At 56.8% G+C, this 22937-nt stretch carries 21 protein-coding genes; 12 read left to right on the top strand and 9 right to left on the bottom strand.

Annotated elements, in window-relative coordinates; translation table 11 throughout:
* Nucleotides 1–371 precede the first annotated feature (371 nt).
* On the top strand, nt 372–431 hold the full coding sequence (gene ypfM / locus ACL2XJ_RS27375) for a protein YpfM (RefSeq protein WP_132928056.1): 60 nt from the start codon (nt 372–374) through the stop codon (nt 429–431).
* 129 nt (nt 432–560) lie between these two features.
* Here ypfM and acrD read toward each other — a convergent pair whose 3' ends face one another.
* Nucleotides 561–3728 carry a multidrug efflux RND transporter permease AcrD gene (acrD, locus tag ACL2XJ_RS27370; RefSeq protein WP_413725183.1) on the bottom strand — a complete coding sequence of 1056 codons (3168 nt, stop codon included), beginning with the start codon at nt 3726–3728 and terminating at the stop codon, nt 561–563.
* A gap of 305 nt (nt 3729–4033) precedes the next feature.
* Between acrD and nudK the strand changes: the two genes are divergently transcribed.
* Nucleotides 4034–4612: a GDP-mannose pyrophosphatase NudK gene (gene nudK, locus ACL2XJ_RS27365; protein WP_132926998.1), complete on the top strand. Its 579-nt coding sequence runs from the start codon at nt 4034–4036 to the stop codon at nt 4610–4612.
* A gap of 250 nt (nt 4613–4862) precedes the next feature.
* Nucleotides 4863–5570: a phage antirepressor KilAC domain-containing protein gene (locus ACL2XJ_RS27360; protein ID WP_243701535.1), complete on the top strand. Its 708-nt coding sequence runs from the start codon at nt 4863–4865 to the stop codon at nt 5568–5570.
* Between the two features lie 4 nt (nt 5571–5574).
* On the opposite strand, the gene tkt is transcribed toward ACL2XJ_RS27360, so the two are convergent.
* From tkt to amiA, 5 genes are all read right to left on the bottom strand, one after another.
* On the bottom strand, nt 5575–7569 hold the full coding sequence (gene tkt, locus ACL2XJ_RS27355; RefSeq protein ID WP_413725182.1) for a transketolase: 1995 nt from the start codon (nt 7567–7569) through the stop codon (nt 5575–5577).
* Nucleotides 7570–7583: 14 nt separating this feature from the next.
* Complete coding sequence (tal, locus tag ACL2XJ_RS27350; RefSeq protein WP_132927002.1) at nt 7584–8534, bottom strand: transaldolase; 951 nt, start codon at nt 8532–8534, stop codon at nt 7584–7586.
* 146 nt (nt 8535–8680) lie between these two features.
* A complete protein-coding gene (locus ACL2XJ_RS27345) occupies nt 8681–9130 on the bottom strand; it encodes a YaiI/YqxD family protein (protein WP_132927004.1) in 450 nt (149 codons plus the stop codon).
* Nucleotides 9130–10053, bottom strand: a complete 924-nt coding sequence (gene hemF, locus ACL2XJ_RS27340; protein ID WP_413725181.1) for an oxygen-dependent coproporphyrinogen oxidase — start codon at nt 10051–10053, stop codon at nt 9130–9132. The genes ACL2XJ_RS27345 and hemF overlap by 1 nt, the downstream gene beginning before the upstream one ends.
* Nucleotides 10054–10147: 94 nt before the next feature.
* Nucleotides 10148–11023 (bottom strand): N-acetylmuramoyl-L-alanine amidase AmiA, encoded by an 876-nt coding sequence (amiA, locus tag ACL2XJ_RS27335; protein WP_132927008.1) that lies wholly within the window; start codon nt 11021–11023, stop codon nt 10148–10150.
* Between the two features lie 341 nt (nt 11024–11364).
* On the opposite strand from amiA, the gene ACL2XJ_RS27330 reads away from it, so the two are divergent.
* On the top strand, nt 11365–11790 hold the full coding sequence (locus tag ACL2XJ_RS27330; RefSeq protein WP_203523643.1) for a GNAT family acetyltransferase: 426 nt from the start codon (nt 11365–11367) through the stop codon (nt 11788–11790).
* Between the two features lie 38 nt (nt 11791–11828).
* On the opposite strand, the gene ACL2XJ_RS27325 is transcribed toward ACL2XJ_RS27330, so the two are convergent.
* Entirely contained in the window at nt 11829–12221 is a 393-nt protein-coding gene (locus tag ACL2XJ_RS27325; protein WP_413725180.1) for a YgiW/YdeI family stress tolerance OB fold protein, read from the bottom strand.
* 202 nt (nt 12222–12423) lie between these two features.
* Here ACL2XJ_RS27325 and ACL2XJ_RS27320 point away from each other — a divergent pair, with 202 nt between their 5' ends.
* The 8 genes from ACL2XJ_RS27320 (at nt 12424) to ACL2XJ_RS27285 (ending at nt 20508) form a co-directional block, all read left to right on the top strand.
* Entirely contained in the window at nt 12424–13014 is a 591-nt protein-coding gene (locus ACL2XJ_RS27320; protein WP_132927014.1) for an RpoE-regulated lipoprotein, read from the top strand.
* 389 nt (nt 13015–13403) lie between these two features.
* Entirely contained in the window at nt 13404–14429 is a 1026-nt protein-coding gene (locus tag ACL2XJ_RS27315; protein WP_413725179.1) for a sulfate ABC transporter substrate-binding protein, read from the top strand.
* Nucleotides 14429–15262: a sulfate/thiosulfate ABC transporter permease CysT gene (gene cysT / locus ACL2XJ_RS27310; RefSeq protein WP_413726984.1), complete on the top strand. Its 834-nt coding sequence runs from the start codon at nt 14429–14431 to the stop codon at nt 15260–15262. The genes ACL2XJ_RS27315 and cysT overlap by 1 nt, the downstream gene beginning before the upstream one ends.
* On the top strand, nt 15262–16131 hold the full coding sequence (cysW, locus tag ACL2XJ_RS27305; protein ID WP_413725178.1) for a sulfate/thiosulfate ABC transporter permease CysW: 870 nt from the start codon (nt 15262–15264) through the stop codon (nt 16129–16131). The genes cysT and cysW overlap by 1 nt, the downstream gene beginning before the upstream one ends.
* A complete protein-coding gene (gene cysA / locus ACL2XJ_RS27300; RefSeq protein ID WP_203523639.1) occupies nt 16128–17219 on the top strand; it encodes a sulfate/thiosulfate ABC transporter ATP-binding protein CysA in 1092 nt (363 codons plus the stop codon). The genes cysW and cysA overlap by 4 nt, the downstream gene beginning before the upstream one ends.
* Nucleotides 17220–17377: 158 nt before the next feature.
* The gene (gene cysM, locus ACL2XJ_RS27295) at nt 17378–18256 is read left to right on the top strand and encodes a cysteine synthase CysM (RefSeq protein WP_203523638.1); all 879 of its coding nucleotides are present in this window, start codon (nt 17378–17380) and stop codon (nt 18254–18256) included.
* Between the two features lie 237 nt (nt 18257–18493).
* Nucleotides 18494–19174, top strand: coding sequence for a response regulator transcription factor (locus ACL2XJ_RS27290; RefSeq protein ID WP_132927024.1), 681 nt, complete (start codon nt 18494–18496; stop codon nt 19172–19174).
* Complete coding sequence (locus ACL2XJ_RS27285) at nt 19174–20508, top strand: ATP-binding protein (protein WP_413725177.1); 1335 nt, start codon at nt 19174–19176, stop codon at nt 20506–20508. The genes ACL2XJ_RS27290 and ACL2XJ_RS27285 overlap by 1 nt, the downstream gene beginning before the upstream one ends.
* A 104-nt stretch (nt 20509–20612) precedes the next feature.
* Here ACL2XJ_RS27285 and crr read toward each other — a convergent pair whose 3' ends face one another.
* Nucleotides 20613–21122: a PTS glucose transporter subunit IIA gene (crr, locus tag ACL2XJ_RS27280; RefSeq protein WP_132927028.1), complete on the bottom strand. Its 510-nt coding sequence runs from the start codon at nt 21120–21122 to the stop codon at nt 20613–20615.
* Between the two features lie 41 nt (nt 21123–21163).
* Nucleotides 21164–22891: a phosphoenolpyruvate-protein phosphotransferase PtsI gene (ptsI, locus tag ACL2XJ_RS27275; protein ID WP_413725176.1), complete on the bottom strand. Its 1728-nt coding sequence runs from the start codon at nt 22889–22891 to the stop codon at nt 21164–21166.
* Between the last annotated feature and the right edge of the window lie 46 nt (nt 22892–22937).

Below are 22937 nucleotides of genomic sequence, written 5' to 3'. Positions count from 1 at the left end.
GTATTGTTAATAAAAACGCGTAAATTTGGCATTCGATTAGGAATATTAATAAAACCGCCTTAGGGCAAATGCCTGAGATTTATCGGGCCAATGTATACACTCCCGCTGTTTTTTATCGGGAAAGGCGGTGCCAGGCCCGGCAGATACGCGCTGACGCTGACCGGCCAATGGGGTTTGCGGCAGCATAGTCTTAACCCGTAGTGATATGTTCTGTAACCTGGATGATGAAAATGCATCAGGATAGTGCATTAATTCTAATATGCAAATTCGTTTTGTGAAGCAGCTCGAGAAATATACTAAAATTATCCCGGCGGCTCTTCTCTTTTCACGGCGTATTTGTATAATAAGCGCACAAGAACAGAGAGGCAGGTATGATTGATACAGAGTTAGGTAACTGGAAAGATTTTATTGAAGCAATGTTACGCAAGTAAACATATGCCGAAAACAAGGCCCCAATTTTATATTTATGTAATTTTGAACACCTTGAAAATAACATCTCTAGAATAAAGGCCGCCCCATCGGAGCGGCCTTTATCATTTCTACGTCCACGCCTTTTCAGCTTACGGCTCCGGATGCTCGCTGTTTTCCGTTAACAGCTGAATGTTTGACTCGGGATGCGGCTGCGTATGGGACGGGAAGCGCCGGCGAATCAAAACGAAAAACAGCGGGATAAACACGATGGCCAGGATGGTGGCGGAAAGCATGCCGCCGATAACCCCGGTCCCCACCGCGTGCTGGCTGCCGGACCCCGCGCCGGTGCTGAGCGCCATCGGCATGACCCCGAAGACAAAAGCCATCGAGGTCATCAGGATGGGTCTTAGGCGCATGCGCGAAGCGTGCAGCGTTGCTTCCACCAGCCCCTGGCCTCTGAGATGCAGCTCATTGGCGAACTCGACAATCAATATGGCGTTTTTCGCCGACAGGCCGATAACGGTGAGTAATCCCACCTGGAAATAAACATCGTTTTCCAGACCGCGCAGCCAGGTGGCCAGCAGCGCGCCGATTACCCCCAACGGCACCACCAGCATGACCGAGAAAGGAATGGACCAGCTTTCATACAGCGCCGCCAGGCTCAGAAATACCACCAGCAGGGAGATGGCGTACAGCGCCGGCGCCTGCGAGCCGGAGAGGCGTTCCTGGTAGGACATTGCCGTCCACTCCAGTCCAAAGCCGGTGGGCAATTGCGCCACCAGTTTTTCCATCAGATCCATCGCCGTACCGTTACTGACGCCCGCGGCGGCCTCACCGACGATTTCCAGCGAGGAGAGGCCGTTATAGCGTTCCAGACGAGGTGAACCATATTCCCAATGCGAGGTGGCAAAGGCGGAAAAGGGCACCATGGTGCCGCTGCCGTTGCGGACATACCAGTGGTTGATATCGCCGGGCAACATCCGGTATTCCGCCGCCGCCTGCACATAAACGCGTTTGATACGCCCACGATCGATAAAGTCATTAACGTAGGTCGACCCCCAGGCGGTTTGCAGCGTGTCGTTAATATCATCAATGGAAACGCCCAATGTCTGCGCTTTGCGCTGATCGATATCGATTTGCAGCTGCGGGCTGTCATCCAGACCGTTATGCCGCATACGGGTAAGCAGAGGCGAGGCGTTGGCCTTGGCCAGCAGCTCATCCCGAGCCGCCATCAGCTGAGCGTGCCCCAGGCCGGCATGATCTTCCAGTTCCATATCAAAGCCGGCGGCATTGCCCAGACCGGAGATGGCCGGCGGGTTGTTGGCCAGCACCTGGGCTTCCGGGATTTTGGCGAAGGCCTTGGTGGCCCGTTCGATGATGGCGGCGGCGGAGCGCGTCGAACTGCTGGCCCGCTCATCCCAGGGTTTTAGCCGGATAAACATCCGCGCGACGTTTTGTCCGTTGCCCCCAGGCGCGGTGCCGATAGTGGAATATACCGACAGGACGTTGTCCTTTTCCTTGGTCAGGAAATACTGTTCTACCTTGCCCACCACTTTTAACGTCTGTTGCTGGGTGGCCTGGGTGGGAAGCTGCACCTGGGCCATTAATACCCCGAGGTCTTCCGTGGGCAGAAACGAGGTGGGCAGGTGCAGGAACAGCAGCACCATGCCGCCGAGCAAAAGGGCATACAGCAGCAGCCAGCGGGCGCTGCGCTGGAGGATATTGGTAACGCCGCGCTGGTAACGGTTGGCCCCTTTGTCGAACCAGCGGTTAAACCAGCCGAAGAAGCCCTTCTTCTCGTGGTGATCCTCTTTTTTCACCGGTTTTAGCAGCGTGGCGCACAGGGCGGGAGTTAAAATCAGGGCCACCAAAACCGAGAGCACCATCGCCGAGACGATGGTCACGGAGAATTGCCGGTAAATCGCCCCGGTGGTGCCGCCGAAAAACGCCATGGGCACAAACACCGCCGACAGCACCAAGGCGATCCCCACCAGGGCGCCCTGGATTTGTCCCATGGATTTTCGGGTGGCGTCCCGCGGCGATAAATGTTCCTCGTTCATTACCCGTTCCACGTTTTCCACTACCACGATGGCATCGTCCACCAGCAGGCCGATGGCCAATACCACGGCGAACATGGTCAGGGTATTGATGGTAAAACCGAAGGAGGCCAGTATGGCAAAGGTGCCCAGCAGCACCACCGGCACGGCGATGGTGGGAATTAACGTGGCGCGGAAATTCTGCAGGAACAGGTACATGACCAGGAATACCAGCAGAATGGCTTCCAGCAAGGTCTTCACCACATCTTCAATGGAGGCGGTGACGAAGGGGGCGGTTTCATAGGCGATTTCGGCTTTCAAACCGCGTGGAAAGTAGGGAGCCAGCTCCGCCAGCCGCTTTTTGACATTGACGTTGGTTTCCAGCTCATTGGCGCCGGAGGCCAGTTTCACCCCCATGCCGGCGGCGGGCATGCCGTTATAGGTACTGAGGTAATCGTAGTTTTCCGAGCCCAGCTCGATATCCGCCACCTGGCCAAGGGTAACCACCGAACCGTCGCTGTTAACCCTAAGGGTAATGGCGCGAAACTGCTCCGGGGTCTGTAACTGCGACTGGGCGTTTATGGTGGCGTTCAGCGCCTGCTTGTCCACCGATGGCGTACCGCCGAGCTGACCCACCGCCACCTGGCTGTTTTGCGACTCGATGGCCGTCACGACATCGTCGGTGGTGAGTTGAAAACTGTTTAGCTTGTCCGGATTTAGCCAGATACGCATGGAGAATTGCGAACCGTAGGCATCAATTTCGCCCACGCCGTTGACCCGGCTAAGGGGTTCCTGCAGATGGCTCACCATATAGTCCGCAATATCGGCTTTGTTCATGGAGCCGTCGGTGGACACAAACGCTATCATCATCAGGTTGCTGTCGCCGGTTTTGGTGACGGTAATCCCCTGGGTCTGAACCGCCTGGGGCAAGCGGTGCTGCGCAACCTGCAGTTGGTTTTGCACTTCCTGCATGGCTTCGTTGGGATTGGTCCCCGCCTCAAACGTCAGCGTGGTGGTGGCCTGTCCGGAGTTACTGCTTTGGGACGCCATATAAAGCAAATTATCCAGGCCCGTCATATTTTGTTCGATAATTTGCGTGACGGTATTTTCCAGCGTCTTGGCGGAAGCACCGGGATATTTGGAGGTGATGCGGATGGTGGGCGGCGTCAATTTGGGATATTGCTCGATCGGCAGCGTAAAAATGGCCAATGTACCGGTTAAACAGACAATGATTGCCAAAACCCAGGCGAAAATCGGGCGATCAATAAAAAAGTTAGCCATTCAATCTAAACCTCAAGGCGACTGGTCTGTTATTGTGAGGCGACATGCATGCGAGGCGCCATCGCCGTAGTACTTTACGCGTTAGTACGTGAGAAAACGTGGAGAAAAAAAGGAGATAGTGTAAAAAAGTGATCAACGCACATTATCTTCCTTCGTCACTAATACCCGCCCGGTAAAGCCATTATTTCTTATATTACTCAACCCGGTTGATGATTTTTGCCGTGAATCGCTCCCGTCTATGCTGGACATTGAGTTATGATCCCGATCACACTTACATCGCATTCTGTCGGATTATAGAGGGCGCTATGCCGTTAAATATTAAAATACTGGAAAATAAGTTGTTATCCGATCACTGGTTCGTCCTGCGCAAATTGGTATTCAGCCTGCAAAAAAAAGACGGCACCGCCGTACAGCAGATGCGCGAAGTCTATGACCGGGGCAATGGCGCCACTATTTTGTTGTATAACAGCCTGAAAAATACGCTGGTGCTGATTCGGCAATTCCGTATGCCTACCTATATGAACGGCAATCCCACCGGGATGCTGTTGGAAACCTGCGCCGGTTTGCTGGATGACGATTCGCCGGAAGAGTGCATCCGGCGCGAGGCGATAGAAGAAACCGGTTACGCCGTGGGTAAAGTGGAGAAATTGTTCTCCGCCTATATGTCTCCCGGAGGCGTAACCGAAATTGTGCATTTCTTCGCCGCTGAATATGACGAGTCCAGCCGCGATAATGAGGGCGGCGGCATTGAGGACGAGGATATTGAGGTGGTGGAATTGACCTTTGGCGAAGCCCTGGCAATGGTGCGGGACGGACGCATCCGGGACGGAAAAACCATCATGCTGTTGCAGCATGCCCAATTAAAAGGGTGGTTAAAGGCATAAATCAGCGTCCCGTTGGGATTATTGTCTGACTGATGATTGGGTAAATCGCTATCAATACCTTGTCCAACCAGGATCAAACCTGTGCGTTATAGCCCGTAAAGCCCTCGGTGCCTGCGCTTGGCACCCATGAACAATGCACAGGGATTACCTGAACCTGTAACGTAGTGCTGGATAAATACACAGTAGTGTTGTATATTTAACCAACTCCCTATGAGGAGCTGTAGCTTTCCGACACTAAGTGGTGAACGAGATGAAGATATCCGCAGCGGGTTTTGAAACCCTTCATCAAACGGTCTCGATGAGCAGCCGTGAACTGGCCGACTTGACCGGGACCCCTCATGGCGAAGTGACGCGCCTGATCAAAAGCCTGGAAACCAGCCGGCGATTCCCCCAGCCGTTATGTACATCGGACTATCAGCGGGAGGGGAAAATCCGTCAGGAATATCAGTTGAACAAGAGGGATTCGCTGATGGTCATCGCGCGTTTGTCCCCGTCCTTCACGCCGTTGGTCCTCGACCGCTGGCATGAACGGGAGTTGCAGCACGACCTGCCCGATTTTACCAATCCGGCGGTGGCCGCCCGTGCCTGGGCCGAGGAGTATGAGCGGCGCCAGGCCCTGGAAAGGCGTGTGGCCCTCATCGCGCCGAAAGCGGATTTTTTTGATCGCTATGTCGTGGTGGAAGAGGCTATGGGCTTTCGCCAGGTCTGCAAGCTGCTGAAGGTCAAAGAGGCGGATTTTCGGCGGTTCCTGCTGGAGCGCCAAATCATGTACCGCCTAGGCGGCGTGCTGACCCCTCATCGGCAGCACCTGGATGCCGGACGTTTTGAAGTCCATACCGGCACCAGTGAAAGCCGCCATCCCTTTTCTCAGACGCGCTTCACCGTAAAGGGGGTGAAGTGGATAGCCGGCCTGTGGGCCGAGTATCTGGCTGAAAGCTTGCGGGGCGCGGTGGCATAGCGCCTTAATGCAGCAGGGAGCGGGCTTTTTCCATGACATTCTCAATGGTAAAGCCAAACGCTTCAAACAGCGCCTCGGCCGGTGCCGATTCGCCGAACGTGGTCATACCGACGATGGCCCCCTTCAATCCCACATATTTATACCAGTAATCGGCGATACCGGCTTCAATGGCCAGCCGCGCCGATACCGCACCCGGCAGCACCGCTTCGCGATATGCCGCATCCTGCAGGTCGAATACATCGGTGGAGGGCAGCGATACCACTCGCACCTTCCGGCCTTCCTTACTCAGCTTTTCCCAGGCGGATACCGCCAGTTCGACTTCCGAACCGGTGGCGATGATAATCAGCTCAGGGGCGCCGTCGGCATCTTTGAGGATATAGCCGCCGCGGGCGATATCCGACAACTGCTGCGGCGTACGTTCCTGCTGGGCCAGATTCTGCCGGGAAAGAATCAGCGCGGTGGGGCCGTTATGGCGCTGAACGGCCTGCTGCCAGGACACCGCGGTTTCCACTTGATCGCAGGGCCGCCAGGTGCTCATATTCGGCGTCAGACGCAGACTGGCCAGTTGTTCCACCGGCTGATGGGTTGGGCCGTCCTCCCCCAGGCCGATAGAGTCATGGGTATAGACCATAATCTGCCGTGCTTTCATCAGGGCCGCCATACGCACCGCGTTGCGGGCGTACTCCACGAACATCAGGAAGGTGGCGGTATAAGGCACGAAGCCGCCATGATGGGCGATACCGTTGGCGATGGCGGTCATGCCGAACTCGCGCACGCCGTAGTGGATATAGTTGCCCGCCGGATCCTCCGCCAGGGGAACCGACTTCGACCAAATAGTCAGATTGCTGGGGGCGAGATCGGCAGAACCGCCCAACAGCTCCGGCAGCAGCGGACCGTATGCTTCCAGGGCGTTTTGCGATGCCTTGCGGCTGGCTATCTTGGCCGGGTTGGCCTGTAGCTTTTCGATATAGGCTTGGCTTTGCCGCTGCCAGTCATCGGGCAGTCGACCCTCGGTGCGGCGCTTGAACTGCGCCGCCAGCTCCGGGTAGGCCTGTTCGTAGGCGGCGAATTTTTCGTTCCAGGCGGCCTCGCGGGCGGCGCCGGCGGCTTTGGCGTCCCAGGCGTCGTAAATTTCCTGCGGGATAACAAACGGCGGCGAGGTCCAGCCCAAATGCCGGCGGGTGGCGGCTACTTCGTCGTTACCCAGCGCCGCACCGTGGGCGCCATGGGTACCGGCCTTGTTCGGCGAGCCGAAGGCAATAACGGTTTTGCACATCAGCAGCGAGGGTTTGTCGGTAACGGCCTTGGCCTGTTCAATGGCGCTCTTTACCGCGTCGCTGTCATGGCCGTCCACGCCGCGCACCACGTGCCAGCCGTAGGCTTCAAACCGTTTGGCGGTATCGTCGGTGAACCAGCCCTCCACGTGGCCGTCAATGGAAATGCCGTTGTCGTCGTAGAACGCCACCAGCTTGCCCAGTTTCATGGTGCCGGCCAGAGAGGAAACCTCGTGGGAGATCCCCTCCATCATGCAGCCGTCACCGAGAAAGACATAGGTATAATGATCGACGATGTCGTGGCCCGGACGGTTGAACTGCGCCGCCAGGGTACGTTCGCCGATGGCGATACCCACCGCGTTGGCGATGCCCTGCCCCAGGGGGCCGGTGGTGGTTTCAACGCCATCGGTGTAGCCGTATTCCGGGTGGCCCGGCGTTTTGGAGTGCAGCTGGCGGAAGTTTTGCAGTTCGGACATCGGCAGGTTATAGCCGGTAAGATGCAGCAGGCTGTAAAGCAGCATCGAGCCATGGCCGTTGGAGAGGATGAAACGATCCCGGTCCATCCATTTCGGATTGGCGGGATTGTGCTGCAGAAAGTCTCGCCAGAGGACTTCGGCGATATCGGCCATGCCCATCGGCGCGCCGGGGTGGCCGGAATTGGCTTTTTGCACCGCATCCATGCTTAATGCCCGGATGGCGTTGGCCAGTACTTTACGTGTAGTCATACAGGCTCCGCGAATTAGAGTTTTGCCGAGAGGAGATCTTCCAGGCTCTGCTGATCTACCGCAAATTGACGGATGCCTTCGGCCAGCTTGTCCACCGCCATCGGATCCTGGTTGTGTTCCCAGCGGAACTCGGGTTCGGACAGCGGCGCCGGCTGATGCAGCCCGGTGGTGGACGGCGTGAGCTTGCGTTCTACCGGCAGGTCGCTTTTGTGCAACTCTTCCAGCAGCGCCGGGGAAATGGTTAAACGGTCACAGCCGGCCAGCGCCAGGATTTGTTCGGTTTTACGGAAGCTGGCGCCCATGATCACCGTTTGGTAGCGATGCTGTTTATAATATTCATAGATGGCACGCACCGATTTTACGCCCGGATCCTGTTCAACATCGTAGGGGTCCAGGGGTTTGCGCTGATTATACCAATCATAGATGCGGCCGACGAAGGGGGAGATAAGATAAACCCCGGCTTCAGCGCAGGCTCGGGCCTGGGCGAAGGAGAACAGCAGGGTGAGGTTGCAGTTGATGCCTTCGCGCTCCAGCTCTTCCGCCGCTTTGATGCCTTCCCAGGTGGACGCCAGCTTAATCAGGATGCGGGATTTATCGATCCCCTGTTCATGGTATAGGCCTACCAGCTTGCGGGCTTTGGCGACGCACATGCCGCGATCGAACGATAACCGGGCATCCACTTCGGTGGAGACTCGCCCCGGCACGCTTTTCAGGATCTCCACGCCGATATTCACCGCTAACTTGTCGCTGGCATTGATAATTTGGGTTTCCCGTGTGCCGCCCTGCTTGCGGGCATAGGCCAGCGCGTCTTCAAACAGCGGCTGATAGGCGGTAAGGCTGGCGGCTTTGAGGATCAATGACGGATTGGTGGTGGCGTCCTGCGGGGTGTAATGGCGGATCGAATCAATATCGCCGCTGTCGGCCACAACGGTGGTGAATTGTTTTAGCGCTTCTAGCTGGTTCATTCTCAACTCCATGAAGGAAGAAATGGTACATCTTGTTGAAGGAAGAGTTAACTTAAGGATAACACTGCCTCAACAAGACGGAGAATGAAATGCGCTTTTTCTGATTATTTTGATGGTTGAAACCGATGGCGGGTCGCTTATAACGATCATCCCCTTGACTGCTGCAGGTAGCGATCCAATTCCCGGGCGAATTCCTGGCGTTCCCGCTGGCTGAGGGGCGGGGGCCCGCCGGTCTGGATGCCGCTGGCGCGCAGGGTGTCCATAAAGTCGCGCATGGTGAGGCGTTCACGGATGGTTTCGGGCCGGTAGCGTTCTCCCCTGGGAGTGAGCGCCACCGCGCCTTTCCCCATCACCTCCGCCGCCAGCGGGATATCGCTGGTGATCACCAGATCGCCCACGCCGACGCGTCGGACGATTTCATTGTCCGCTACGTCAAACCCGGCGCCTACGCGCAGGGTGCGGATAAAGGGTGACGGCGGTACCGCCAGCGTCTGGTTGGCCACCAGCGTGGTCTGGATGGACTCGCGCTGTGCGGCGCGAAACAAGATTTCTTTGATGACTTTGGGGCAAGCATCGGCGTCAACCCAAATAGCCATTAGTTCCCCCTCTGTGACAGCCAATCGCGCGCCGGTAGAAAATCCCGGTACAGTGCGGCTTCCGGGCTCTCAGGCTCCGGATGGTAATCGTACTGCCAGCGCGCCAGCGGCGGCATGGACATCAAGATAGACTCGGTACGTCCGCCGGATTGTAGTCCAAAGAGAGTACCGCGATCCCATACCAGATTGAATTCAACGTAACGTCCGCGCCGGTAGAGTTGGAACTGCCGTTCCCGCTCGCCCCAGGGCAAATGCCGGCGCCGTTGAACGATGGGCAGGTAAGCGTCGAGATAACCTTCTCCGACGGCGCGGGCAAAGGCATATGTCCGGGAAAAATCCGGTTGGTTCAGATCGTCAAAGAAGAGTCCGCCGATACCGCGCGCTTCATTGCGGTGCTTGAGGAAAAAATAGCTGTCGCACCAGGCTTTATAGCGGGCATACACTTCTTCGCCGAAGGGGGCGCAGAGATCGCGGGCGGTGCGGTGCCAGTGTTCCGCGTCTTCGCGAAAGCCGTAAAACGGCGTCAGGTCAAAACCGCCGCCGAACCACCAGACGGGGGGCGCATCGGGCTTTTCGGCCATAAAAAAACGAACATTGGCATGGCTGGCGGGGACATAGGGATTAAGGGGATGGACCACCAGCGAAACCCCCAGCGCCTGGAAAGCCCGTCCGGCCAGCTCGGGACGGTGGGCGGTGGCGGAGGCGGGCAGCGTTGCTCCGGACACGTGGGAAAAGCTGACGCCGGCCTGTTCGAACACGCTGCCCCCGGTCAAAACGCGGCTGCGTCCGCCGCCGCCTTCCTCCCGCCGCCAGATGTCCTCTTTGAACGCCGCGCCACCGTCCTCGCCGCTCAGGGCGGCGCAAATCCGGTCTTGTAAAGCAAGCAGATAATCTTTGATATGCTCAATATCGGGTTGATTCATTCAACTCACTCATGGTTGATGGCGCGCCGTTATACGTTATGAACGGTATCCAGTATAACCTTCCGCCGGGGCCATGCCTAATGGGTAACGCCGGTCAACCTCCGCTATTACTGGTGAAATGGCGTTCATGAGCGTCGTAATAGTCAAAAAAATCCATTATTCCTTTGCTGATGGCTAGGGCGATACGATCCTGAAAATCAGTGGTTTCCAGCAACTGCTCTTCCCGATGGTTGGTAATAAAAGACGTTTCCACCAACACCGAGGGTATCGACGCGGATTTGAGCACGGCGAAAGCCGCCTGTTCGGTATGCTGGCTGTGCAGCTGGTGGACCGGGCGGATATGGTTGAGCAGATGGCGGCCCAGCGTCAGGCTGTTTTTGATGGTGTCGGTTTGCACCAGATCAAACAGGACCTGCTGTAGGTAATTATCCTGTTGTTTGTATTTTGCTCCCGCCACGTCGTCGGCGGCATTTTCCCGATTGGAAAGGTAGGCGGCCATGGCGCTGCTGGCGCCGCGGTTAGACAGGGCAAAAACCGATGCGCCGGCTGCGGAGGCGTCGGTAAAGCCATCGGCATGGATGGAGACAAAAAGATCCGCCCGGTGTTCCTGCGCCAGTTCGACCCGTCGAAATAAGGGAATGAACTCGTCTTGTTCACGGGTCAGTCTGGTTTGAATATGAGGCTGCATCGCCAGGTTGGCCCGAACCTTATTGGCAATGCGTAATACCACGTGTTTTTCCTCGATACCCAGATGGCCGATTGCGCCGGGGTCGATGCCGCCGTGGCCGGGATCTATCATGACGCAGCGGGGCCTGCCGGCGTCTTTCCGCTGAGGCTGGCCGGTGCGCAGCAGGCCGTCCGCCGCCATGACCGAACGGTTAGCCATGGCGAACATGGCCAGGCCGGACAGCAATAGCCGACGGCGGCTCTGTAGAACAGTAAGCAGGGATTCGCGATGATTTTTGTTCATTACCATAATAATGAGGGATAGTTCACTGAAAACAGGCTGGAAATGTTAGGGTATAACATAGTCCCGCGAAAGGAGCGACAAAGGAACTATGTCCATCTATTGCCCGGTCGCTTTAATTGCCCCGGCGGTAAACGGTCTTGCGCGGGATAATGTTATTTGCCTTTATGGGAAATAACGTGATATTCAATTTATACCCGTCATACTTCAAGTTGCAGGCGCGTTGGCAATACTCGGCTCCACCATGGGCCTCGCCCCTTCGGGGCCGCTGCGTCGCCGCCTTCCTGCTACTCGAATTATTAAGGGTATAGTAAGTTTATTATCTGAGATGACGGCGGTCAGCTATGGAAATCCGTGTATTTCGCCAAGACGATTTTGAAGAAGTGATTACGCTGTGGGAACGCTGTGATTTATTGCGCCCCTGGAACGATCCGGAAATGGATATTGAACGGAAATTGAATTACGATCCCGATTTGTTTATGGTCGCCGAAGTGGCGGGAGAAGTGGTGGGGTCCGTCATGGGCGGCTACGACGGCCATCGCGGTTCAGCTTATTATCTCGGCGTACATCCGGATTTTCGCGGGCGCGGTATTGCCAATGCGCTCATCAGCCGTTTGGAGAAAAAACTTATCGCCCGCGGTTGCCCGAAAATCCAGCTGATGGTGCGGGAGGATAACGAAGCGGTGATTGGTATGTATGAAAAGCTGGACTACGAATTGGTGGACAGCGTGACGCTGGGCAAGCGGTTGATTGTGGATCAGGAATATTAATCGGGGGCCGCAGTGCTGCGGGCCCCGGCGGGATAACATTATTGTTTCAGAATTCGCCCCACGTTGATATGGGTTCCGTGGCGATCTTTCAACAGGCGTCCGCTGATGCTGACCAGATCTTTGGGCGTGATTTCCTGGCCGTTCCATTTATCCCCTTTAATTTCCAGGAGAACGGTACCAGTGGCGTCGCGGAAAAAATATTTATCATTGCCGATCTTTTTTTCGATATGACCATCCAGCGTAACCCAGGCATTTGTCTTCATTCGTTTGGCCGAAGCGATGCTGGTGTGCCTGGCGTCCACGGTTCCCCGATAGCCGCTTTCCTGCTTATTCGGCGGCGGAGGCGGTTCATCGCCGCGAAAGCCGCCGGATTGCGCCAATGCCGGCAGTCCAAAGAACGCAATCAGCGCGGCCATAGCCCATTTTTTCATCCCGTATCCTCTCTTTGTCTCAGCCAGGTTAAGCATGGCACAGCGGGCAGGGTTTGCGAGTTTTCAGGAAAAACTTTGGGTAAATCAGACATTAACGCACCGCCGGCGCCGCATGTGAAATTATGGCACTTTTTGGCCTCGGCGGTATCCAATGGCGGTGCGTGGAAATCCATGCCGTCTTTGCCGTTTTTAAGGAGAAAATATGAAGCAGTTACGCCCGTTAGTCATCGGGCTACCCATCCTGTTGGCCGGTTGTTCTACCCTATCCGACTTCTCATGGTCGAGCCTGTCGCCGTTTAACTGGTTCGGCAGCGCGGTCACCGTTAAGGACAGCGGGGTGGGGGGCATCAACGCCGGCACTGCGCTGGACCAGCAGGCGCTGAATAAAGCGTTGAACAACGATTACCGTTTGCGCAACGGTATGGAAACCCATAACGGCGGTATCCGGTCGTTTTACCAGGCGGTAAAGGACAACGAGGTGAAACTGACGGTATACGGTTCTTCCGCCGGCCGGGTTGAACGGGTGGTGGTAGCGGATAAGACCGTGCCCACCGAATGGGGCGTCAAGATCGGCGACCGTTTCAGTTCGCTCTACAGTAAAGCCTTCGGCGCCTGCCGCAAGGGCACGGATGAGGATCAGGACGGCGTGGTCTGCGCCGCGCAGCAAAGCGCGCACGTGAGCTATGTCTTTACCGGCAACTGGCACGGACCCGATTCGCTGATGCCCGCCGACGACACCCTGAAAGACTGGCAGATAAGCAAAATCGTCTGGCAGGCTAACGCCGCGCAATAATAAATGGCGCCACCGGAACGGTGGCGCCAGATTGCTGACAAACATACTCGGAGTCAATAAGGCGGGTTAGGCTACCAGGGAGGGTAGCCGTAATCGCGCGGATCGAGCCTACAAGGAAGGATTTACGGCGTGTTTAGGATCCGGCGGTTTGCCCCGACCGAGCACGTTGTCAACAAGCTCGCCTTCATTGATTATGTGCCCTTGAACGCCGCCGCTTTACCCCGATAACGGACACGCTGTTTGTCATATTTTTGCACCATCCGGGGGCTTATAGCTTTTCATGCTGCCAAAGCACAAAAGGATATATAAAACCGTTACAGGTTATACCCCAGTTATAAATAAACTAACCCTCCAAGACCCTATCCGCATCACTCCGACTAAGGCATAGAATGAATCGAACGCTGTTTACAGGCCGTGCAATAAAGGGCGGTATCGCGGCATTATTGCTGGCTTGTGTTCCGGCGCAGTCCACCGAGCTGCTTAACAGCTCCTATGACGTGGCGCGGGAGCTGTTCGTGGCGCTGAACCCGCCGTTCGAGCAGCAATGGCAAAAGGAACATCCGGGGGATACGCTGACCATCAAGCAATCCCATGCCGGATCGTCCAAACAGGCGCTGGCTATCCTGCAGGGATTAAGGGCCGATGTGGTCACCTATAACCAGGTTACCGACGTGCAGATTTTGCACGATCGCGGCAACCTGATCCCCGCCGACTGGCAAAGCCGTTTGCCCCACAACAGCTCTCCTTTCTACTCCACCATGGGTTTTCTGGTGCGCAAGGGCAATCCGAAAAACATTCATGACTGGAGCGATCTGGCGCGCGAGGATGTGAAGCTGGTGTTCCCGAATCCGAAGACCTCCGGCAACGGCCGGTACGCTTATCTCGGGGCCTGGGGCGCCGCCAATCTGGCGGACGGCGGCGATGCGGCGAAAACCCGCGCCTGGATGCAGAAATTCCTCGCCAATGTCGAAGTATTCGATACCGGCGGCCGAGGCGCCACCACCACCTTTGCCGAGCGCAACCAGGGCGATGTGCTGATTTCCTTTGAGTCGGAAGTGAACAATATCCGCCATCAGTACGGTGACGACAAGTATGAGGTCATTATCCCCAAGACCAATATCCTGGCGGAGTTCCCGGTGGCGTGGGTGGATAAGAATGTTGAGAAAAACGGCACCGAACAGGCCGCCAAGGAGTATCTGAACTATCTCTACAGCCCGGCGGCGCAGCGGATCATCTCCAGTTTCTATTATCGGGTCAACGACCCGGCCATCATGGCGGCCGCCAAGGACAAATTCCCCGATGTGAAGCTTTTCCGGGTGGAAGATCAGTTCGGCGGCTGGCCGCAGGTGATGAAGACCCACTTTGGCGACGGCGGCGAGCTGGATAGCCTGATCGCGGCAGGGCACCGGCAATGATATTGTCCATGCCCGGCAAACGCGTGCTGCCCGGCTTCGGTCTGAGCCTGGGCAGCAGTCTGCTGTTTGTCTGCCTGATTATATTACTGCCGCTGAGCGCGCTGGTGATGCAGTTGGCGCAAATGACCTGGCAGCAATACTGGCAGGTGATAACCGGTCCGCAGCTGGTTGCCGCCTATAAGGTGACGCTGCTTTCCGCCGGCGTCGCCGCGCTGTTTAACGCGCTGTTCGGCATGTTGATGGCCTGGATCCTCACCCGCTACGAGTTTCCGGGGCGACGGCTGCTGGACGGATTGATTGATTTGCCCTTTGCCCTGCCCACCGCGGTGGCCGGCCTGACCCTGGCGACGCTGTTTTCCACCACCGGCTGGTATGGCGCCTGGCTGGCGCAGTTCGGCATTAAAGTGTCCTACACCTGGCTCGGTATCGCCGTGGCCATGGCGTTCACCAGTATCCCGTTTGTGGTGCGCACCGTACAGCCGGTACTGGAAGAACTGGGACCGGAATACGAAGAGGCGGCGGAAACCCTCGGGGCCGGCCGCTGGCAGTCCTTTCGCCGGGTGGTGTTGCCTGAAGTGGCGCCGGCGCTGCTGGCCGGGACCGCCCTCTCATTTACCCGCAGCCTGGGGGAATTCGGCGCGGTGATCTTTATCGCCGGCAATATTGCCTGGAAGACGGAAGTCACCTCGCTGATGATTTTCATCCGTCTGCAGGAATTCGATTATCCCGCCGCCAGCGCCGTGGCGTCGGTGATATTGGCCGCGTCGCTTTTCCTGCTGTTCGGCATCAACGTATTACAGTCACGCTTTGGCCGACGCCTGGGAGGACACTGATGGCCGATATGCCCGTCTTCAACGGCGCCGTGCGCGCCCGCACCAATTGGGCCAAGTGGGCCTTGATAGGCACCGGCGTGGTGATTTCGCTGCTGATACTGGTGATTCCGCTGGGCTTTATCTTTATCTCCGCCCTGGGGGACGGGCTGGTGGCGGTGTGGAAGAATCTGCGTGACGCGGACATGCTGCACGCTATTTGGCTGACGGTATTGATAGCCTTGATTTGCGTACCGGTGAATATCCTGTTCGGCACGCTGCTGGCCTGGCTGGTGACCCGTTTTAACTTTCGCGGCCGGCAATTGCTGCTGACCCTGCTGGATATTCCCTTTGCGGTATCGCCGGTGGTGGCCGGCTTGCTGTGCCTGCTGTTTTACGGTGTCAACGGCCCTCTTGGCGGCTGGCTGGAGAATCATAATATCCAGCTGATGTTTTCATGGCCGGGCATGGTATTGGTCACCATCTTCGTGACCTGCCCCTTTATGGTACGTGAACTGGTGCCGGTGATGCTCAGCCAGGGCAGCGAGGAGGATGAAGCGGCGATCCTGCTGGGGGCGTCCGGCTGGCAAATGTTCCGCCGCGTCACGCTGCCCAATATCCGCTGGGCGCTGTTGTACGGCGTGGTTTTGACCAATGCCCGCACCATTGGCGAATTCGGGGCGGTGGCGGTGGTATCGGGTTCCATTCGCGGCGAAACCTATACTTTGCCGCTGCAGATTGAATTGCTGCATCAGGATTACAACACCGTGGGGGCGTTTACCGCCGCCGCGCTGCTGACGCTGATGGCAATGGTGACGTTATTCCTCAAGAGCGGCATGCAGTGGCGCCTGGCGCGCCAGCAGGCCCATCTTAAACAGGAGGATCCTCAATGAGTATCGAGATTGATCACATCAGCAAATATTTCGACAGCACCAAAGTGCTGAACGACATCTCCCTTGATATCTCCACCGGCGAAATGGTGGCGCTGCTGGGGCCGTCGGGTTCCGGCAAAACCACTTTATTGCGCATCATTGCCGGGCTTGAGCATCATAACAGCGGTTACCTGCGCTTCGGCGGCCGGGACGTCAGCCATATTCACGCCCGGGATCGCAAGGTGGGATTTGTTTTCCAGCACTATGCGCTGTTCCGCCATATGACCGTCGCCGACAATATCGCCTTCGGCCTGACCGTCCTGCCGCGGCGCGAACGCCCTAATGGCGCCGCCATCAGGCAAAAAGTGGCCCGGCTGCTGGAGATGGTGCAACTGGGCCATTTGGCCAATCGCTACCCCTCGCAGCTCTCCGGCGGGCAAAAACAACGGGTCGCCCTGGCGCGCGCGCTGGCGGTGGAGCCGGAGATGCTGTTGCTGGACGAACCTTTCGGCGCGCTGGATGCCCAGGTGCGCAAAGAGCTGCGCCGCTGGCTGCGCCAATTGCACGACGATCTGAAATTCACCAGCGTTTTTGTAACCCACGATCAGGAAGAAGCCATGGAAGTGGCGGATCGGGTGGTGGTGATGAGCCAGGGCAATATCGAGCAGGTGGGTACGCCGGCGGAAGTGTGGCGCGAACCTGCCAGCCGGTTTGTGCTGGAGTTCATGGGAGAGGTGAACCGCCTTGACGGGGAGATCCGCGGGTCGCAAATCCATGTGGGCGGCTACCACTGGCCGTTGTCCTATACGCCGGCATACCAGGGCAAAATAGACCTGTTCCTGCGCCCCTGGGAGATGGAAATCAGCTCGCAGCCCGGTGAACACTGCCAACTGCCGGTAGTGGTGAGCGATATCAGCCCCCGCGGCCATTACTGGCAGCTGATTGTCCAGCCGGCGGGCTGGCATCATGAGCCCCTGAGCGTGGTATTGCCGCTGGCCGGCACCATGCCGCCGCACAGAGGCGAACGTTATTATCTGAGCGGCCGGAACGCCCGTCTGTACGTCGGCGATAAGGCCCTGCAATCCATGGCGCTGGCCGAAAGCGCCTGACGGGGGCCGCGCCATCGGGACCGGTTTTATTTTATATATAATCTGATATTATAAAAATTGATGTATTTTATGAATTATTGATAACACATGATTTTTCGCGATCTGCCCACCCCCTTCAAAGCGGCCCGATGGCCGCTGATCTTTATCGGAATTCGGCCGTGACAACACTAGAGCAATGCATAGGCAATACCCCGCTGGTGGCATTACAGCGCCTGGGGCGGGAAACCGGCTGTGATATCCGGGTCAAGCTTGAAGGGAATAACCCGGCCGGGTCGGTGAAAGATCGCGCCGCGCTGGCGATGATTCAACAGGCGGAGCTGCGCGGCGAAATTATTCCCGGCGACCGGCTTATCGAGGCCACCAGCGGCAATACCGGTATCGCCCTGGCGATGATCGCCGCCTTGAAAGGTTACCGGATGACGCTGCTGATGCCTGATAACATGAGCATGGAGCGGCAGTCGGCCATGCGGGCCTATGGCGCTCAATTGATACTGGTGCCACGGGAACAGGGCATGGAGGGTGCGCGGGATCTGGCGCAGGAGATGCAGCGCCGGGGCGAGGGCCGCGTACTGGATCAATTTAATAACCCGGACAACGCCTTTGCGCATTTCGCGGCCACCGGGCCGGAAATCTGGCGGCAAACCGAGGGGAAGGTAACGCATTTTGTTTCCAGCATGGGTACCACCGGCACCATCACCGGCGTCGCCCGGTTTCTGAAAAGCCGGCGCGGCGAGGTGCAGATCATCGGGCTGCAGCCGGAGGAGGGTAGCGCCATACCCGGTATTCGCCGCTGGCCGCCGTCCTATATGCCGGGAATATTCCGTCCGGAACTGGTGGACCGGATTCTGGATATCGGACAATCCGAAGCCGAAGAGACCATGCGCCTGCTGGCCCGTGAAGAGGGTATTTTTTGCGGGGTCAGCTCCGGCGGCGCGGTGGCGGGAGCGCTGAGGATTGCCGCCGAGCGGCCGGGCGGCCTGATTGTGGCCATCATTGCCGATCGCGGCGATCGTTACCTTTCCACCGGCGTGTTTTAATGAGCAACGTCGCTGCTGTATCCCCCGCACGCTCCCGGTAATACCCTCATGCCGTCATTGACGTGGCGGCGGAAAAATGATGTCTGCCCACAATAATGTAATTACCGCGATAATTGTAACAGGAAGTCTATAATCCCTGGAACGCCGGCGCCATTATCAGGTCATAGCATACACTCTGGTTATTTATGCTGTGCCGGGGCATACCTTAATCAGTCGCGGCTTCAATGGAGAACGAATATGAATATCTTACTGGTTGATGATGACAAGGAACTGGGCAAGATGCTGAGCGATTATCTTACCGCCGAGGGGTTTGCCACGTCATGGGTCCCAACGGGAAAACAGGGCGTGTCGGGCGCGTTGTCAGGTGACTATACCGCGATGATCCTGGACATCATGCTGCCGGACATGAGCGGCACCGATGTGCTGCGGCTGGTGCGTAAAGACAGCCGAATCCCCATCATCATGCTGACCGCCAAAGGGGACAATATCGACCGGGTGATCGGGCTGGAAATGGGCGCCGACGATTATATGCCCAAACCCTGCTATCCCCGTGAACTGGTGGCGCGCCTGCGGGCGGTGCTGCGCCGTTTTGACGAGCAGCATGAGGAACCGGCCGATGCGGGCGCGGTGGTTTACGGCGACCTGGTGTTGAACCCGGCCACGCGCAGCAGCCATTGGCAGGGCAAGTCGTTCGACCTTACCGCGTCGGAGTTCAATTTGCTCGAATTGCTGATGCGCACGCCGGATCGCGTGGTATCGAAAGATGATTTATCGGAAAAAGGGCTGGGGCGCCGCCGCGAGGCTTACGATCGCAGCGTGGATGTGCATATCAGCAATATCCGGCAGAAGCTTGCGCTGCTGGCTGACAGCAGCCTGAGCATTGAAACGGTACGCAGCATAGGATACCGGATCCGTTAATGAGCACCCGCGGACGGTTATTCTGGAAAATCCTGCTGGGATTCTGGCTGATATTTTTATTGATAACCCAGCTGCTGTGGGCGGGCTTTTCATTGTACGGCAGCCATCATGAACCCCCTGAAGAGAGCATGGCCAGGCGCATGGCTGAGCTTCAGTTAGCTTCGGCGGCCTCGGTTATGGCCCGCGGCGGTTTGCCCGCGCTGAACGCCCTGATGGCCGACTGGCCGGCCCCACAGCGGCAATTCTTTTCATTCGGCCCGGCTCCCGGCTTAAGTCCGGCTGCCGGCACTGACGTCGCGCCATCGGAGCAAAACCGTTTTTCCGAGCCTTTCATTACCCGGCAAGTGACGCTGCCCGACGGCCGGGCGTATCAACTGCGCTACGATATTCAATCGTTGCGCCGGTCCTCCCATCCCGGTTCGCGCGGCAGCATTTTACATATGCCCAGCCCGCTGTTCTGGCTGGGCATGGCGGTGGGATTGCTGTTCAGCCTGTTGCTGGCCTGGAACCTGACGCGGCCGATGCGGCAGTTGCGCCGGGCCTTTGCCCGGGTGGCCCAGGGGGATCTGACGGTGCGTTTATATCCCGTGATGCGCCGCCGCCATGATGAGATAACCGATGTGGCCCGGGATTTCGATGCCATGGCCGAGCGGCTGCACGTGCTGGTGAGCGCCAGGGAGGCCCTGCTGCACGATGTCTCCCATGAACTGCGCTCGCCGCTGGCCCGGTTGCAGTTGGCTATCGGACTGGCGCACCAGAATCCGAAAAATGTCGGCTCTTCGCTGGATCGCATTGAACATGAAGCCGGCAGGCTGGACCGGATGATCGGCGAACTGCTGGCGCTGTCCCGTGCGGAAAACCAGGGCACGCCGGGGGATGACTATTTTGACCTGCTGGGCCTGCTTGAGGCGGTGGTGAATGACGCCCGCTACGAGGCGCAGGTCCCTGGAGTGGAAATCCGGCTGATAGCCCATCAGCCGGAGGATTATACCGTCAAAGGCAATGCGGAAATGATGCGGCGCGGGGTGGAAAATATCGTGCGCAATGCGCTGCGTTTTTCCACCCAGGGTCAGCAGGTCACGGTAACCTTGAGCCGGGAAGATGCTTGGCTGGTGGTGACGGTGAGCGATCAAGGCCCAGGGGTGGATGAGAGCAAATTGTCCAGCATCTTCGACCCCTTTGTCAGGGTGAATTCCCCCCAGGCGGGCAAAGGATACGGTCTGGGACTGGCCATCACGCGCAAAGTGGTGCTGGCCCATGGCGGACAGGTGGAAGCGCATAACGAATCCGGCGGCGGGCTGTTGATCCTTATCCGCATTCCCCATTGGCGTTAGCCATGCACATGCAAAAACGCAAACGGCACTCACCGTGATCATAGTGAGTGCCGCCGCTGGTCAAGATTTCACAACGTTGCTGTTAACCCGCCGGTTGCCGGCGGTTATTTTTTAATGCGGATGATCGGGGTTTCGCCTACTACGACGCTACCGGATAATTTGATCAGTTCCTTGATTTCATCCATGTTGGAAATGACCACCGGTGTCAGGGTGGATTTCGCTTTTTCTTCCAGCAGCGGAAGATCAAACTCGATAACCACGTCGCCTTTTTTCACGCGCTGACCTTCTTGGGCGATACGTTTGAATCCTTCGCCCTTTAGCTCAACGGTATCGATGCCGAAATGGACAAAAAGCTCGATGCCGCTGTCCGATTCGATGGAAAAAGCATGGTTGGTTTCAAAAATTTTTCCAATGGTGCCGTCCACCGGTGCCACCATTTTGTTCCCACTGGGCTTAATGGCAATACCGTCGCCGACGATCTTTTCGGCGAAAACGACATCTGGCACATCTTCAATGTTAACTATTTCACCTGATAGTGGTGCAACAATTTCAATGCTTCCCGTGTCTTTCTTATCATCGGAAACCAGAGATTTCAGTTTATCGAACAAACCCATGATCTTCTCCTAAGCATTTATATCGGGTCAGCGTCGTGAAATCAGCAGAGCGTTTTTTCTTCAATGAACTTATTCACCAGATTCATCAGCTCTTCCGCGGTAGGCTGAGCTAAAGCTTCCTCTGCTAACGCTTTTGCATCACCAAAATTTGTATTACGTATAATTTTCTTGATGCGCGGGATAGAGATAGCACTCATGCTGAATTCATCCAGTCCCATCCCTAATAACAGTAGTGTAGCACGTTCGTCACCTGCCAGCTCGCCGCACATACCGGTCCATTTACCTTCCGCGTGGGATGCGTCGATAACCTGTTTGATCAATGTCAACACGGAGGGAGCCATTGGGTTATAAAGATGCGAAATTAATTCGTTACCGCGATCCACCGCCAGAGTATATTGCGTTAAGTCATTTGTTCCAATACTAAAAAAATCCACTTCTTTAGCCAGATGGTGGGCAATGGTGGCGGCGGCCGGTGTTTCCACCATAACGCCTACTTCTATTTCTTCATCGAACGCCTTGCCTTCCCCGCGCAATTGCTCTTTCAGCAGATCCAATTCGCCTTTCAGTTCGCGCACTTCTTCTACCGAAATGATCATCGGGTACATGATACGCAGCTTGCCGAACGAGGAGGCCCGCAAAATGGCGCGCAGCTGCGCATGCAGCATTTCCTTGCGATCCAGCCCGATACGGATGGCGCGCCAGCCGAGGAAAGGATTGTCTTCTTTGGGCAGGTTCATATAGGGCAAATCTTTATCGCCGCCGATATCCATGGTCCGCACAATGATGGAGCCGGTGGACAGGGATTCCGCCACGGCTTTATAAGCCTGGAATTGTTCTTCTTCGCTGGGCAGGGTATCGCGGTCCATAAAAAGGAACTCGGTGCGGTACAGGCCGACGCCTTCGGCGCCGTTGCGTTCCGCCCCGGCCACATCGCGCACGGTACCGATATTGGCGCAGACTTCCACCTGATGGCCGTCAAGGGTAATGGCGGGCAGGTCCTTGAGTTTGGCCAGTTCGGTCTTTTCCTGCACATACTGGCTGTAGAGCGCCTTGAGTTCTTCGATTTTTTCCGGCGTCGGATTGATATAGACCTGGTTATTCACCGCGTCCAAAATCAGATAATCACCATTGCTCACTGACTTGGTGACGCTGCCGGTGCCCACGATGGCCGGCAGTTCGAGGGAACGGGCCATAATGGAGGTATGAGAGGTCCTGCCGCCCAGGTCGGTGACAAACCCCAGCACCTTATCAAGATTGAGCTGGGCGGTTTCCGACGGCGTCAAATCGGTGGCCACCAGCACGACTTCTTCGCTGATCGAGCTTAAATCGATGATCGGCATGCCGAGGATATTCCTCAGCAGCCGTTTACCGATATCGCGGACATCGGTGGCGCGCTCCTTGAGATATTCGTCGTCGAGTTCTTCCAGCGCCTTGGCCTGGGTCTCGATAACGTTGTAAGCGGCGGCGTCCGCCGTCGCGAGTTCGTCTTTGATAAGGGCTATGATATCCTGCTCAAGCTCTTCGTCTTCCAGCAACATGATATGGCCTTCGAAGATTGCTTCCTTTTCTTCACCGAAGGTTTCGCCGGCTTTGGTTTTAATCGCTTCCAGCTGTGCGGATGCTTTGGCACGCCCGGCCAGAAAACGCTCGATTTCCTGCTCAACCTGGCTGGCAGGAATTTTCTTCCGGTTGATGATAATCTCATCTTCCTTCAGGAGGAGCGCCTTACCAAAGGCGATACCCGGTGATGCTAAAATGCCTGAAATCATAACCCTACCTTACTCACTCATATCTCGCGTTGACTTAAAAGACCGG

It is taken from the genome of Sodalis sp. RH16 (assembly GCF_047324245.1).
GTDB classification, from domain to species: domain Bacteria; phylum Pseudomonadota; class Gammaproteobacteria; order Enterobacterales; family Enterobacteriaceae; genus Acerihabitans; species Acerihabitans ligni.
Note: the sequence above shows the minus strand (reverse complement) of the source record. Positions and strands in the feature narration are given on the sequence as shown.